This window comes from Coriobacteriia bacterium (assembly GCA_041658765.1).
GTDB lineage: Bacteria > Actinomycetota > Coriobacteriia > Anaerosomatales > JBAZZO01 > JBAZZO01.
The window spans coordinates 57,128-70,399 of the sequence record JBAZZO010000013.1; the positions used below are offsets into that span (position 1 = coordinate 57,128).

The 13,272-nt window shown below is 66.4% G+C and carries 17 protein-coding genes; 5 read left to right on the top strand and 12 right to left on the bottom strand.

Annotated elements, in window-relative coordinates:
- Positions 1-960: a cysteine synthase family protein gene (locus WC971_08460; GenBank protein MFA5844842.1), complete on the top strand. Its 960-nt coding sequence runs from the start codon at positions 1-3 to the stop codon at positions 958-960.
- A 3-nt stretch (positions 961-963) separates the two neighbouring features.
- Entirely contained in the window at positions 964-1,272 is a 309-nt protein-coding gene (locus WC971_08465) for a MoaD/ThiS family protein (protein MFA5844843.1), read from the top strand.
- Here WC971_08465 and thiF read toward each other — a convergent pair.
- From thiF to WC971_08485, 4 genes are all read right to left on the bottom strand, one after another.
- Positions 1,269-1,856, bottom strand: coding sequence for a sulfur carrier protein ThiS adenylyltransferase ThiF (gene thiF, locus WC971_08470; protein MFA5844844.1), 588 nt, complete (start codon positions 1,854-1,856; stop codon positions 1,269-1,271). The genes WC971_08465 and thiF overlap by 4 nt on opposite strands.
- A complete protein-coding gene (locus WC971_08475; protein MFA5844845.1) occupies positions 1,853-2,092 on the bottom strand; it encodes a MoaD/ThiS family protein in 240 nt (79 codons plus the stop codon). Before WC971_08475 ends, thiF begins: the two co-directional genes overlap by 4 nt.
- A 15-nt stretch (positions 2,093-2,107) precedes the next feature.
- Positions 2,108-3,880 (bottom strand): aldehyde ferredoxin oxidoreductase C-terminal domain-containing protein, encoded by a 1,773-nt coding sequence (locus tag WC971_08480; protein MFA5844846.1) that lies wholly within the window; start codon positions 3,878-3,880, stop codon positions 2,108-2,110.
- A 72-nt stretch (positions 3,881-3,952) separates the two neighbouring features.
- Positions 3,953-4,705 carry a MerR family transcriptional regulator gene (locus WC971_08485; protein ID MFA5844847.1) on the bottom strand — a complete coding sequence of 251 codons (753 nt, stop codon included), beginning with the start codon at positions 4,703-4,705 and terminating at the stop codon, positions 3,953-3,955.
- Between the two features lie 110 nt (positions 4,706-4,815).
- Between WC971_08485 and WC971_08490 the strand changes: the two genes are divergently transcribed.
- Positions 4,816-5,298, top strand: a complete 483-nt coding sequence (locus WC971_08490) for a DinB family protein (protein MFA5844848.1) — start codon at positions 4,816-4,818, stop codon at positions 5,296-5,298.
- On the opposite strand, the gene WC971_08495 is transcribed toward WC971_08490, so the two are convergent.
- Positions 5,295-5,573 (bottom strand): peptidylprolyl isomerase, encoded by a 279-nt coding sequence (locus tag WC971_08495; GenBank protein ID MFA5844849.1) that lies wholly within the window; start codon positions 5,571-5,573, stop codon positions 5,295-5,297. The genes WC971_08490 and WC971_08495 overlap by 4 nt on opposite strands.
- A 169-nt stretch (positions 5,574-5,742) precedes the next feature.
- Here WC971_08495 and WC971_08500 point away from each other — a divergent pair, with 169 nt between their 5' ends.
- Both WC971_08500 and WC971_08505 read left to right on the top strand, forming a co-directional pair.
- Complete coding sequence (locus WC971_08500; protein ID MFA5844850.1) at positions 5,743-7,647, top strand: acetate--CoA ligase; 1,905 nt, start codon at positions 5,743-5,745, stop codon at positions 7,645-7,647.
- Positions 7,648-7,672: 25 nt separating this feature from the next.
- Positions 7,673-8,209 carry an ACT domain-containing protein gene (locus WC971_08505; GenBank protein MFA5844851.1) on the top strand — a complete coding sequence of 179 codons (537 nt, stop codon included), beginning with the start codon at positions 7,673-7,675 and terminating at the stop codon, positions 8,207-8,209.
- A gap of 1 nt (position 8,210) precedes the next feature.
- Here the strand turns inward: WC971_08505 and WC971_08510 are convergent, their stop codons facing one another.
- The 7 genes from WC971_08510 to WC971_08540 all read right to left on the bottom strand — a co-directional run bounded on the left by WC971_08510 (position 8,211) and on the right by WC971_08540 (position 13,112).
- Positions 8,211-9,230: a PDDEXK nuclease domain-containing protein gene (locus WC971_08510; protein MFA5844852.1), complete on the bottom strand. Its 1,020-nt coding sequence runs from the start codon at positions 9,228-9,230 to the stop codon at positions 8,211-8,213.
- Positions 9,212-9,895 (bottom strand): DUF1016 N-terminal domain-containing protein, encoded by a 684-nt coding sequence (locus tag WC971_08515; GenBank protein MFA5844853.1) that lies wholly within the window; start codon positions 9,893-9,895, stop codon positions 9,212-9,214. The genes WC971_08510 and WC971_08515 overlap by 19 nt, the downstream gene beginning before the upstream one ends.
- Positions 9,896-10,031: 136 nt before the next feature.
- Positions 10,032-10,811 (bottom strand): hypothetical protein, encoded by a 780-nt coding sequence (locus WC971_08520; GenBank protein ID MFA5844854.1) that lies wholly within the window; start codon positions 10,809-10,811, stop codon positions 10,032-10,034.
- On the bottom strand, positions 10,801-11,250 hold the full coding sequence (locus WC971_08525) for a DUF488 domain-containing protein (protein ID MFA5844855.1): 450 nt from the start codon (positions 11,248-11,250) through the stop codon (positions 10,801-10,803). The genes WC971_08520 and WC971_08525 overlap by 11 nt, the downstream gene beginning before the upstream one ends.
- Positions 11,251-11,341: 91 nt before the next feature.
- Positions 11,342-12,004, bottom strand: a complete 663-nt coding sequence (locus WC971_08530) for a hypothetical protein (GenBank protein ID MFA5844856.1) — start codon at positions 12,002-12,004, stop codon at positions 11,342-11,344.
- Positions 11,986-12,420 carry a hypothetical protein gene (locus WC971_08535; GenBank protein ID MFA5844857.1) on the bottom strand — a complete coding sequence of 145 codons (435 nt, stop codon included), beginning with the start codon at positions 12,418-12,420 and terminating at the stop codon, positions 11,986-11,988. Before WC971_08535 ends, WC971_08530 begins: the two co-directional genes overlap by 19 nt.
- A gap of 158 nt (positions 12,421-12,578) precedes the next feature.
- Positions 12,579-13,112: a hypothetical protein gene (locus WC971_08540; GenBank protein MFA5844858.1), complete on the bottom strand. Its 534-nt coding sequence runs from the start codon at positions 13,110-13,112 to the stop codon at positions 12,579-12,581.
- Positions 13,113-13,272 lie beyond the last annotated feature (160 nt).

Genomic DNA, 13,272 nt, shown 5'->3' on the forward strand with positions numbered 1-13,272 from the left:
ATGCCAGGACGCCGGCTCGGCACCGACCCGCGGCTCAAGCGCTACGACCGCCTCGAGGACATGATCGGCGACACGGCGAACCCGACGCCGATCGTCGCGTTGCGCCGGATGGCGCCTCCCGGAGTCGCACTCTACGTGAAGCTCGAATGGGTGAACCCGTTCGGCTCGATCAAGGACCGCGCGGCGAAGTGGATGCTGACCGGGCTCGAGGCGCGCGGCGAGCTCGGCGACCGCACCATCGTCGAGGCGACCTCGGGCAACACGGGCATCGCGCTCGCCGCGATGGCGGCGCTGATGGGCAAGCGCATCGTGACGACGGTCCCCCGCGAACTCTCCGACGAGAAGGACGCGCTCCTTCGCATGTTCGGGGCTAGCGTCGTCCGCACCCCCGCGGACGCCCCCGCCGGCGAGCACCCGATGGACACCGCGTTCGCGATGGCCGAGGCGATGGCTCGCGACGCGGACGCGTACGTGATGCCGAACCAGTACGACAATGCCGACAACGTTCGCGCCCACTACGAGACCACGGGCCCGGAGATCTGGGAGCAGGCCGAGGGCACGGTGCGCTACTTCTTCGCCGGCTTCGGGACATGCGGCACGCTCGTCGGCGCCGGACGCTACCTCAAGGAGCGCGACCCCGACGTGCGCGTCATCGGCATCGAGCCGGTTCCCGGCCACCACATCTCGGGACTGAAGAACCTCACCGAGACGAGCGTCCCGGGCATCCTCGACCGATCGGTCCTCGATGAGGTCGTCTCCGTCGACGACGAGATGACCAACGAGACGATGGTGCGCCTCTATCGCGAGGAGGCGCTCGCCGTCGGTCCGTCCGCCGCGGCGATACTCGCGGGCGCGCTGCGCTACCTCGAAGGCCGCGAAGGCGTCGCCGTCGCGATCGCCCCCGACAGCGGGCAGAAGGCGGCGAGCTACCTCGCCGACGTCATGCGGGACGAGGCGTAGACCGTGCCCGCGGGAGAGCGTGCGACCGTCCACATGTTCGGCGTGCTCCACTCGCTGCGGGTGGAGCGGGGCCTTCCCTCGAGCGTGGAAATGGACGTCCCGCCCGAGGGTGTGCCGGCGCGCGCGATCGCGCTCGATCTCGATCTGCCTCTTGAAAGCATCGAGGCGGTCTTCGTGAACCACACCGCGTTCGGACTCGACCACGTCGTCCTGCCGGGCGACCGGGTCGCGTTCGCGCCGTTCGGCACTCCCGGCCCGCATCGGTTCTGCCTCGGCCTCTTCGACGCCGGCCGTGAGGGCCGCGACGATTAAGCTTCGTCGATGCCGAACAGCAGGCGGATCGCCATGTGCGCCTCATGCGCGGCGGCCGTCATGACCCGCGAGGCGATCAGCGGCGAGCCGAGACTCGCGTCGCTCGTCAGGTCGCCCACCACGTAGAGACGCTGCGCCATGCGGTCCGTGACGATGTCGTTCGCCGAACCGGTCCCGGCGAGCCCCGACGCAGTGATGAGAGGCGTGCCGGGCGCCACGCGCATGCATGCGTTGACGATCATCGCCTTCGTCGCCGCCGCATCCACCGCCTCGATGATGACGTCGGCGCCGCGCACGAGGCGCGGTAGGTTCTCCTCGGTGATACGCTCGGTCACGAGCGTAAGACGCACTTCGGGGTCGATGCGCGAAAGGGTCTCGGCGAGCGCCTCGGTCTTGAGCCGGCCGATCTGGTCGCGGAAGTAGAGCTGGCGGTCGAGATTCGACTCCTCCACGCGATCGAAGTCGACGAGCGTGAGCGCGCGCACCCCGCCGCGGACGAGCATGGCGGCCGCGTTGCTGCCCAGCCCGCCGCAACCGAGGACGACGACACGTGCCGCGCCGAGGCTTGCGCGCACGTCGCTCATCCCCCCGCCACCGGCGGGAAGACGGCGAGACGGTCGCCGTCGCGCAGGACCGTCGTCTCCTCCGCGTGCCGTCCGTTGACGAAGACCACCCGCGGCTCGTCCGGAAGCGCCAGAGACGCCGCCACGTCGGCGACGGTCGTACCCTCGGCGAGCTCGAAGGGGCGGGCGTGGCGTCCGCCCGCCCCGTCGGGCTGGTAACGCGCGAGTGTCGCGAAGAGCGCTATGTCGACCTTCATTCCGCTCCCGCTCTATCAGAGACCCATCGACGCGGCGGTCTCGGGGACGAAATCGAAGACGGTGTCGAGCTCGGCGTCCGGGACCTCGAAGACGACATCGTGCGGCGGCAGGGGGTCGGTGAGGAAGAAGCTCGGCAGACGGTCGTCGGCCGCGGTGAACCCCGCATTCGCGTTGAAGAACCGCTCGTACGTGAGGACCTCCTTGCCGAGCGTCATCAGTTCGTCCGCGCCCCACACCTCGCCGAGGTGCGCCGAGACCATCTCGTGGATGGCCGCGAACGCCTCGGGGATGTCGAGGACGGGGAAGGCGACGAAGATGCACAATCCCAGCGCGTCGAGCATCGCGGTGGCGATCTGCAGGTTCCTGGAGAGCTCGATCTGCCCGGCAGGCTTGAGAGGATCGACGAAGCCGCCGACCTTGAGGATGTTCGCCGTGACCGCATAACCCGCCGTGTGGTCCGCACCCATCGTAGAGGTCGCGTACGTCACGCCGATCCCCATGACCGAGCGCGGATCGTACGCGGGCAGCGCCTGATGCTTGACGACCGGGATGCGCGCGACGCCGAACGCCTTGCCGGTCGCCTCCGCGCCGTGGCCGAGTATCGGCCCGGGCTTCCCGCCGCCGAAGACGCTGCGCAGCGCCGCGAGCGCGGCCTTGCCGTCGCCGAACGGGATCGCCCCGGAGTCCATGTAGACGGCCATCGTCGCGCCGGTCTCGATGGTGTCGAGACCGAGGTCGCCGCACAGCCGGTCGAGCTCGGCGATGTCGTCCAGGTCGGATATGCCGCAGTCTGCGCCGAACGACCAGACGGTCTCGTACTCCGGCCCCTTGGTCTTGTACTTGCCGTCCTTGTCGACCCAGTAGCGGGAGCATTGGATGACGCAACCGCTGTGGCAGCCGTGCTGGACGTCACCGCCGCGCTCGAGGATGATCTCGCGCTGCCGCTCGCCGGAGGTGGCCTCCGCGCCCTCGAACGTGCCGCTCGAGAAGTTGCGCGTCGGCAGGCCGCCGGCCTCGGACAGGATGTTGGTGAGCACGTTCGTGCCGTACATCGGGAGAGCGGTGCCGGAGACGGCGTGCTCCTTGAGCGCCGCGGCGAACCGTTTGACGGCCGCATTGAACGCGTCCTTGTCGGCGTGAGCGAGGTTCGGCAGGCCCTTGTCGGACACGACGATCGCCTTGAGTCCCTTGCTCCCCATGACGGAGCCGAGACCCCCGCGGCCGGCGAAGCGGTTCGGGTAGCCCTTCATGTCGGAGACCGCGATGCCGGCGGCCTTCATCCCGGCCTCGCCCGCCGGGCCGATCGTGATGGTGGCGTAGCGGTCGTCGGCCGGGCGCTTCGCCTTGATGGCGTCGGCGACCTCGTAGTTGCCTTTCTCCGCCCATTCATCGACGCGCTCGAACCTCACCGAGCCGTCGGCTTCCATGATCATCATGTAGCGCGCGTTCGCGTCGGTGGGCTTGCCGCTGACCACTACCGCGGCGATCCCGAGACGACCCAGCGCATTGGCGGCCTGACCGCCCGAGTTCGACTCCTTGATGCCGCCCGTGAGCGGGCTCTTCGCCCCGAAGGAGAGCCGTCCGCCGTTGGGCGCGGTGGTGCCTCCGAACAGCCCGGGGGCGATCACGAGCACGTTCTCGGCGCCGAGCGGGTCGGCTTTCGGCGGCACTTTCTCCCAGACGAGCGCGCTCGTCAGAGCCCTGCCCCCATAGTGGGCCCACTTCGCGGGGACCGGCTCCTTGACCGCGGTGGGGCCGGACATGTCCACGTACAGGATCTCTCTCATCGAGACCTCCGATCCGTCGTGCGCGAGCGGTGCATAGGGTCACGCACATATATCCCCGCCCGGGCACAGAAGTCACCGCGCCGCGTTCGCCACGATCGCGTCGCGGACGTAACGCGCCATGCCGGGGCGGATCTTCTCGTAGTTCGCCGTGAACCGGGGGTCGGCGACGTACATCTCGCCGAGCGCGACGTGCATCTCGCGCGAGCACGGGTAGAACCACTTGTCGATCTGGAGACGATGGCGGTCCACGGCGTCCATCGCGCGAGGGTCGCCGGCCGGCACGCCCTCGTCCATGAGCGCGGCGATGGCCGAGCCTATCTCCTCGCTCTCGTCCTTGAAGCGCTGCCAGTCGGCCTTGGTGTAGCGGGCGGTGCGGCGCGCCGACTCCTTGTACGCGTCGGTATCGCCCCAGCGCTGCCGCACCTCGTCCTCGTACTGCGTGGGGTCGAAGTCCTCGAAGACCTCGAACATCTCTTCCTTGCTCATCGTCGTCCCTTCTTCCATGGCGTGAAGCGTCCTGTCGATGAGGCCGAGCATCGCCTCGAACCTGATGGCCTGCCCGGCGATGAGGTCGCGCTGGACGAGCAGCGCCTCCCGGCGGTCGAACGCGGGGTCGGCCATAAGGCCGCGGATCTCGTCGAGGCCGAACCCCAGCTCCTTGTAGAAGAGCACCTGCTGGAGCCGCTCGAGGTCTGCCTCGGTGTAGAGCCGGTAGCCCGCCTCCGAGCGATGCGAGGGCGTCAGCAGACCCGCCTCGTCGTAGTGGTGCAGCGTCCGAACGCTCACGTGCGCGAGCTTGGCCACTTCGCCGACTCTGTACGCCATCGCGTCCACCTCCGTGCGACAGCGTAGACCCTCACGTTACGTGAGAGTCAAGCGGATGGCGCAAGAGCGCTATCATCATCTCGACGCCCCGACGCGTGAAGGAGCCCGACATGACCGACGCCGCCCTCTCCCCGGCCGAACTCGTGGCCGCCTACCGTCGAGGACCCGAGATCCTGCGCTCGGCGATAGCCGGGCTCGACGTCGCGGCGCTGCATGCCCGGCCGATCGCCGGCAAGATGAGCTCGCAGGAGGTCGTCGCCCATATCGTGGACTCCGACCAGTTCATGGCCGACCGCCTCAAGCGGACGATCGCCACGGACCGGCCCCTGCTGATGGGGGTGGAGTCGGCCGCATACATCGGGCCGCTGCGCTATCACGACCGCGACCTCGAGCTCGACCTGCGCCTGCTCGAAGTCACACGCGAGCAGATGGCGGCCGACCTCGACCGCCTGCCCGCCGAGGCGTGGAGCCGCACGGCGGTCCACTCCGAGAACGGGACGCAGTCGCTACGCGAGATCCTCCACCACGCGGTCGAGCACCTCGAGGACCACGTCGAGGCCATCCTCGAGAAGCGCCGCGCCCTGGTGCACTAGTCGCGCTTGGTGACCTCGATGAGGTGGTAGCCGAACCGCGTCTTCACCGGTCCGTGCACGACGCCGACCGCTTCGTTGAAGCACACGTCGTTGAACTCGGCCACCATCTGGCCCGGGCCGAACTCGCCGAGGTCTCCGCCGTTGCGTCCCGAAGGACATGTGGAGTGCTGCGCGGCGAGCTCGGCGAAGTCGGCGCCTCCAGCGATCTGGTTCTTCAGGTCGATGGCCTGCTCCTCGGATGCGACGAGGATGTGGCGAGCGCTTGCGGTCGTCATGTGTGTCTCCCGTCTCGATCTTGTGACGTGGTGATGATGCGCGAAAGTCGGCATTCGCGCCACTCGGGGGAATCACGCGACCGCTCGCGGTCTGCCTATCGGCAGGATGATGCTCTTCGCTGCATAATCCGGACAGGGGCATCGCATCCGGCAGCGTGGAGGAAGACCCATGGAACTCATCAACCCGGTCGTCAACCGGTGGATCCAGGACGGCATCGAGGATTCCGAAGGACTCTGGGAGCGCGCGGCACACGAACTGCCGTGGTTCCGGAAGTGGGACAGCGTGTTCGAGCGAGACGACCCGTCGTTCCGCTGGTTCGCGGGCGCGCAGACCAACCTCGCGTACAACGCCCTCGACCACCACGTGCGGCGCGGCCGCAGCGAACAGGACGCCCTGGTCTACTTCAACGAGCGTGGCCAGCGGCGCGTCTTCACCTACGTGGAGCTGCTCCTGGAAGTCGAGCGCCTCTCCGCCGCCCTGCGAGGCATGGGCATAGCGAAAGGCGACCGCCTGACGATCTACATGCCCACCTGCCCAGAGGCGATCATGCTCATGCTCGCCACCGTGCGGATCGGCGCGATCCACTCGGTGGTCTTCGCGGGGTTCGGGGAGAACGCGCTGGCCGACCGCGTCCGGGCGAGCGGGTCCCGGCTCGTCTTCACCACCGACGTCACCTACCGGCGAGGCAAGGACATCCCGCTCAAGGGCATCGTCGACGAAGCCGTGGAGAGCGCGGGCCCGAGCGTCGAGCACGTGATCGTGCTCCAGCGCTCGGCCGAGGCGCCGTCGATGCGGGCCGGGCGCGATATGACGTGGCAGGAGTTCGTCGGCAGGGCCGACGGACGCGACGGCGGGCACGTCGAGATGGAGGCCAACGAACCGGCGTTCATCCTCGCGACCTCCGGCACGACGGCGAAGCCGAAGCTGGCGGTGCACACGCACGGCGGCTACCAGGTCCACATCACGGCCATGGCGCGCTGGTGCTTCGGGCTCAAGCCTGGCGACGTGTGGTGGTCGGGTTCGGACATCGGCTGGATCGTCGGCCACAGCTACATCGTCTACGCGCCGCTGCTGCTGGGCTGCACCACGCTGGCGTTCGAGGGCGCGCTCGACTTCCCGAGCCCCGACGCGAACTGGCGCGCCGCCATCGAGGAGCTCGGCGCGACGGGCGTCTTCACGTCACCCACGGCGGTCCGCCTGCTGATGCGCTATGGGGAAGAGGCGCTCGCCTCGGTGGACCACTCGCGCCTCGAGCGCGTCGTCTGCGCGGGAGAGGTGCTCAACGCCCCGGCGTGGGATTGGCTCCAGAACAAGGTCCTCGGCAACCGGGTGCCCGTCATCGACCACATGTGGCAGACGGAGACCGGCGGGCCCGTCTTCGGCAACCCGTACGGGCTCGGCATGATCCCCATCAAGGCCGGCTCCGCCGGGATCCCCCTGCCCGGGATCGAGGCCGCCGTGGTGACCACCGAAGGCGAGCCATGCGCCCCCGGCGAGAAAGGCATCATGGTCATCAAGCGCCCGTTCCCCGGACTCATCGCCACGCTGTGGGGCGAGACCGAGCGCTACGGCACCGACTACTGGCACAAGATACCGGGCGTGTACTACACCGGCGACTCGGCGCACATCGACGAGGACGGCTATGTCTGGTTCGCCGGCCGCGCCGACGAGATCATCAAGATCGCCGACCACCGGATCGGCACCGTCGAGGTCGAGACGGCCTTCCTCATGCACCCGTCGGTCGCCGAATCCGGCGTCATCGGGCGGCCCGACGATCTGCGCGGTGAGGTCATCTCGGCGTTCGTCGTCCTCAAGCACGGCGTCGAACCGACGGCCGGACTCAAGAAGGAACTGCTCGACACGGTGCGCCACGAGCTGGGGCCGGTTGCGGTCATCGGCGAGATCAACATCGTGAGCATGCTGCCCAAGACGCGCAGCGGCAAGATCATGCGCCGGGTGCTCAAGGCGGTCACGCTCGACATGGAACCGGGCGACATCACCACGATCGAGGACGAAGGCTCGGTCGAGGACGCCCGCCACGCGTGGCACCAGATGAAGGCGGAGCTGGGGTAAGGATTCCCTGGAGAGGATGCCGACCATGCGCACAGAGATCGTGTTCACCCTGACCGGTCCCGACCGGGTCGGCATCGTCGAGGAAGTCACGCGCGTGATGCTCGCGCTCGACGCGAACGTCGAGACCAGCCGCATGGCGCGCCTCGGCGGCGAGTTCGCGATCCTCATGCTCGCCTCGCTGCCCGAGGACGCAGTCACCCGCGTCGACGGGGCGTTCGCCTCGCTGGTCTCGCGAGGCTACAAGGTGACGACCAACCGGACCGAGGCGGGTGACGCCGGCGACGCTGCCGGGCGACTCAGATACCGCATCGTCGTGGAAGGCGCCGACCATGAGGGCATCATCCACGAGATCGCGGCAGGGCTGTCGGCTCGCGGAGTCAACATCGAGTCGATGGAGACCGCGATCAGCGAGGCGCCGGTGAGCGGCACGCCGCTGTTCTTCATGACCGCGATCGTGGCCGTCCCGCCGGACCTCGCGGAGACGGACTGGATCGAGGCGGTCACGGAAGCCGGCGAGCAGGCGAACGTCGACGTCGAGGTGACGGTCGCCGAGAGGGCGTGACTCACGCCCCGTTCGCTCGCGCCACGATGCGCTCCAGCCCCGTGCGCACCTCGTCCACCACGTACTGCGCCGCCCTCACCTCCCCGGAGTCGAGCCCGAGCAGCGCCACCTGTTCCGGCCCCTTCTCGGTGCACAGGATCAGCCCGATGGGCGCCGAGTCACCCGGATGCCGCTGATGGTGGTCGAGCCAGCGCAGGTAGAGCATCATCTGCCCGTAGTCACCCGGTTCGAGCGGGCGTGTCTTGAGCTCGAGGGCGACGTAGCACCGCATCGTGATGTGGTAGAGGAGCAGATCGAGCCGGTAGTCGTGCCCGTCGACGGTCATGCGCTTCTGCCGCTCCACGAACGCGAAGCCGACACCGAGTTCGAGCAGGAAACGCTGCATCTCGTCGAGGATCGCGCGTTCGAGGTCGGCTTCGCCGTGTTCCGGTGCCAGACCGAGGAAATCGAGCACGTACGGGTCTCGGAAGGCGAGGGCCGGCTCGACGGTGCCGGTGGTGGCGAGCGCGGCGAGATCGGCTTCGATCCCGTCGGCGGAGCCTCGCGCGGCGATGGTGCGCTCGTAGAGCTTGCCGACGATCTTTGCCCGCAGGGTGCGCTTCGACCAGCGCTCGTGTGTGCAGAACGCGAGGTAGAAGTCGCGTTTCCGCTGGTCGGGGATTGTGAGGAGCTCGGTGATGTTCGTCCATGTCAATTTGCGCGCCAGTGGCGCGCATTTCTCGCGATCAGGTAGCCACTCCGCGAAGTGGATCATCCGCTCGATGTTCCGCCGACTCCAACCGCGTCCGTAGCGCTCGGTGAGCCTCGCGGCGAGTCGCCTGATGACTTGCTGCCCGTACGCAGCGCGCTCTCCGCCCAGGACGTCCTCGCGTACGCGCTTGCCGATGCTCCAGTAGAGCATGACGAGCTCGCTGTTGACCGACGCCGCGACCCGCTGGCGCGCACTGTCGATCAGGTCCGCGACATCGCCGAAGAGAGCGTCGTCCACGGGCGTCAGCGCTCTCAGGTCATCGTCGTCCATCCGGTTGTCGCCTCTCGCGCGGGGGCACACGCCGATCCGCGTGTGCCACACGAGACTACGAGGGCGGCCTTACCGGAATCTGAGCGGAGCCCAAACGGCGGCGGCGCATGAGGAGAGACAAGGGCGTATGCACCGCAAGTGGCTTGCGAACTCATGTCGGTCGACGCGGTCGGTCCCCCTACCACCGCGGACCGACCGAGGGGATGGCATCCCCGGGCGACCATGTGCCCACTACGACAACTAAGTGGCTCCGGCTCGATTGTCCTGGCGATGTCTGGACAATCGAGCTGATCGGAGATGGTGAGGAGTTCCGTGATGTTGGTCCAGGTCAATTGTTGCGCCAGTGGCGCAACAATCTGCCCTTCGGGGTACATGTCCGCGAACTTCATCATCCGGGTCAGGGCGGAGTAGGAATACCCGCGACCGTAGCTGACGGTCAGTCGAGCCGCCAGGCGTTTCACCGTATCCTGCCCGTACGCAGCGCGCTCTCCGCCCAGGACGTCCTCGCGTACGCGCTTGCCGATGCTCCAATAGAGCATCACGAGCTCGCTGTTGACCGACGCCGCGACCCGCTGGCGCGCACTGTCGATCAGGCTGGCGACATCGCCGAAGAGGGCGTCGTCCATGGGCGTCAGCGAGCCAAGATCGTTCCGCTCCGAATCCATGCAGGCGCCTCCGTGACGATGCTCGCATGACGCTCTTGCCGGGTTCTAACCCGAGTCTGCACGCGGCATATATCGCGCTGTGTGAGCAGCTGCGCGGCACCCGCACGTCGACCTTCACGCGTTCGAGGTCCAGCGATCACATCCGCGGCGGATAGAAGACACCGATGGCGCTGAATTGTGCGTGGCGAAGGTAGTGCGTGCCGACGAAGAGACAGACATCGTGGCTAGGGGTGCCGAGCCGCACGTTGTACTGGTTCTCGACATCCGCCGCTGCCGCATCCGGGTCGCCCTTCTTCGCCAACTGGCCGCGATAGAGCGCATATGCCTCCCAGTCGAACAGCTGGTACGTATGGCCCCCGCACCCGTCGCTGCATCGAAACGTGTACATGAACCTCCACGGCACGCGCTCGAGCGGACGCTTGCTCCGGCCGAACAACTGCTGCCGCTCGACGACCTGGCGCTGCCCCTCGTCCCACTCGCCGGGGTCTGGAACCGCCTTCAGAATCGCCGGTCCGTGGACTCTCACGACTCCCAGGGAGCACTCGTGAGCTTCTGCTTTCGGTCGAAGCTCTTCGATCGTCGTGACGAGCGGCAAGGTCAGATCCTTGCGCTCCTTCCAATCGGGAGGCTTTCCGCAGCCGGTGCCGACGTGATCCACGACCGTGTAGCTGTCGCCGACCGGCGTCCAGGTGTCTCCCCTAGGATCCGACCCTTTGTGCTTGACCTCTATCTCGATGACGTCCCACTTCTTGAACTGGTCGATGAAGGGCAAGTCCCGAAACCTGACTGGATAGAGCCTGATCAGTCGACCCGTCGCCAAGTCGATGCCGGCGGTACACACGGTCTCGTCATACTTGGCACTGGGATTCGGATACGTCTTGACGGTGACGAGAATCCGCTTCAGTTCAGCAAGCATGGCGAAGGTGCTCCACTCGGATCGCCCCTTCGCTCAGTCGAGATACCCGCTCGGCCACGAGACTCCGATGGCAGCACGAAGGATCCTCTTCGAAGCAGACCAGACACGCTGAGCGCTGCGAAGCGATGACAGCCAGCTCGCCCAGAGCCTCGCCGCGTCCGTCAAGGAGACACTCGAACGACACCGAGAACTCCGCGAACGTCATGCCGGACTTGAGCGCTTCCCGCAGATGCTTCGGGTTGCCGAGAGAGCGGATGTGGACATAGTCCACGCCGCGCGCCGCCAGCGATTCGCGCAGCGCGGTCTTCGAGAAACCCTTGCGGCGACTCAGCGGCATGTCGCGAACGTCGATGACGACCTCGACACGTGAAGCGCAGAGCGCGTCCAGCCAGTCGCCGGGCTGAAATCCCTGGTATCCGATGGTACGCAGCGGGGTCACGATCGCACCTCCCTCGGCGGCGGTCCCATCGTAGTGGATGCGCCCTACCGGAATCTTACTCGATTCGACCACATCAGCGCCTCGGCTGCCGTCAAGACTGGGGCAAATCCTTCTCTCCGTGGGGCACGACCCTCGCATCATCTTGAAGCGCGGACAAGACGCGCATGAATCGTCCTTGGACGTTCGAGACCGCCTTCCGCAGTTCCGACTGAAGAATCCAGCCGTCCTCAACCTGAAAGGCGAATTGGTTCTCTAGCACATACTGCCGGTGAGGAATCTCCTTCCTGTGCTTCAGCGTGTTCGCCATCGCCTCGAACATCAGCCAGTCTGGATCCGCCTGGAGGGCATCGACTGCAGCAACGACGGCAGAAGCCTGGCCGCATTCTCTGAGCGCTGACAGGAGCCGCTTCATGCGGGTCCGCCCATTACCCAGCCGAGCATTGAAGAACACCGCGTCCAGCAGCTGAGCAGTCAAATCAAGCCCGCTATGCAGGTTCCTCACGGCGGATTCAAGCAGTAGACGCACGCAACCGTACTGCTCCTTGTTTTCCTCGTCGCCGATGGCCCCAGCCTTCCATGCGTCATCAACGACTTTGTCGGCGAGGCGAAAAGCATGTTCCGGTGCCTCGTGGAACGCCCAGCACACCGCGTCGACAGCCGGTGTGGCATCTTGACCTGACGCGTCGCTGACAACGGCAGCAAGCGCAGCACTGCTGAATGTCACATCGCGCGGAGTCATCGCTCTCTGCGCCACACCAGCGCCCCCGTCAGTCGCTGACCGCCGCTCACGTTCTCCCACTGGACGGAGATGTCGCCATTGTCCAAGAGCTTCACGTAGTGGTAGCCCCAATCACCGGCGCGCGAGGTGTGCTCGTAACCTCCCCTCGCGGTTCTGAGGAACGAGTCGTCAAGCCGGAATGATCCGCTCCAGTTGTTCTCTGGCTTGATTTCCCGACCTTCGGTCTCAAAGCGACCGCTCCGGTGCGTCTTGACGATCACCGTGCCGCCATCGTGACGATATGTGCCGGCGAACTTCTTGAAGCGCAGCATGAAGCACATGGCAGCACAGACTGACCAGACCTTCTCAGCCAGCACACCCACCATCACCCCGAGGATAGCTCCGGCGATTGCCCAGAACCACCCGCCTGTGTCTGTCAGAAACTCTCGCATCTGAATCACCTTCTCCACTACCAGACGACATCTTCCACGCGCCAGGACCCGAGCGACGCGTTCAGCATTTCGCCGTCGGACCCCGGCACGCGCTGGTCTACTGCTTGACGAAGACCGTCTTGCTGCAGTTTGGGCACGGCGGAAGCGTGTCCGCCGCGTCATCCAGATGAACCAGCTGCCCGCAGTTTGGAGATGATCCTGTCTCCGTGAAGGTTGTCGACGAACACTTCATCGAATGCACTCATGAGGTGTTCTCTCATGCCCGTGTACGACAGCCCATCCAGCCACGAGTAGTTCGATATGAAGCAAGTGACCCCCATACCAGACCTCTCGGTGATTTGCCTTTCGGCAAGCCGGAAGAACCGCACGTAAAGGTCGTTAAGTCCCATACCCTGCGGTTTGGGTGCCCTCTTCGTGCTTCTGTACGCCTCGCTCAGGTCTCGCTCCTCGGCTGCAGCTACCGAGACGTACCGGTTGTACGGCGGGTTTCCGATCACCACGAGGATCTTCTCTTCGCGCTTCACGCGATCGGCGGCATCGCGCTCCTCGGCGAACTCGGGAAACAGGAGCGTCGAGTGCAGCTGACCCGCCACGCCGCGCTTCTCCTTTGGCGGCGCGACATCGCTCTTCCACCCGGTGAGTGCGTTCGTCAGGTACACCGCCGCACGCTCGTCGGCGTCGCGCAGCGGCACGCCCAGCTCGGCGAGCAGGATTCCCAGCTGTAGGTCCTGCGTTCCGCAGCTAATTGCCCTTCTGGGCCACGTCCGAGGATAAAAGTGCAGGTCAGGGGTTTGCGACCAGTCGGAAATCGCGAAATGTCATAGATACACGTTTCGTGAATTGCGGGTTGCA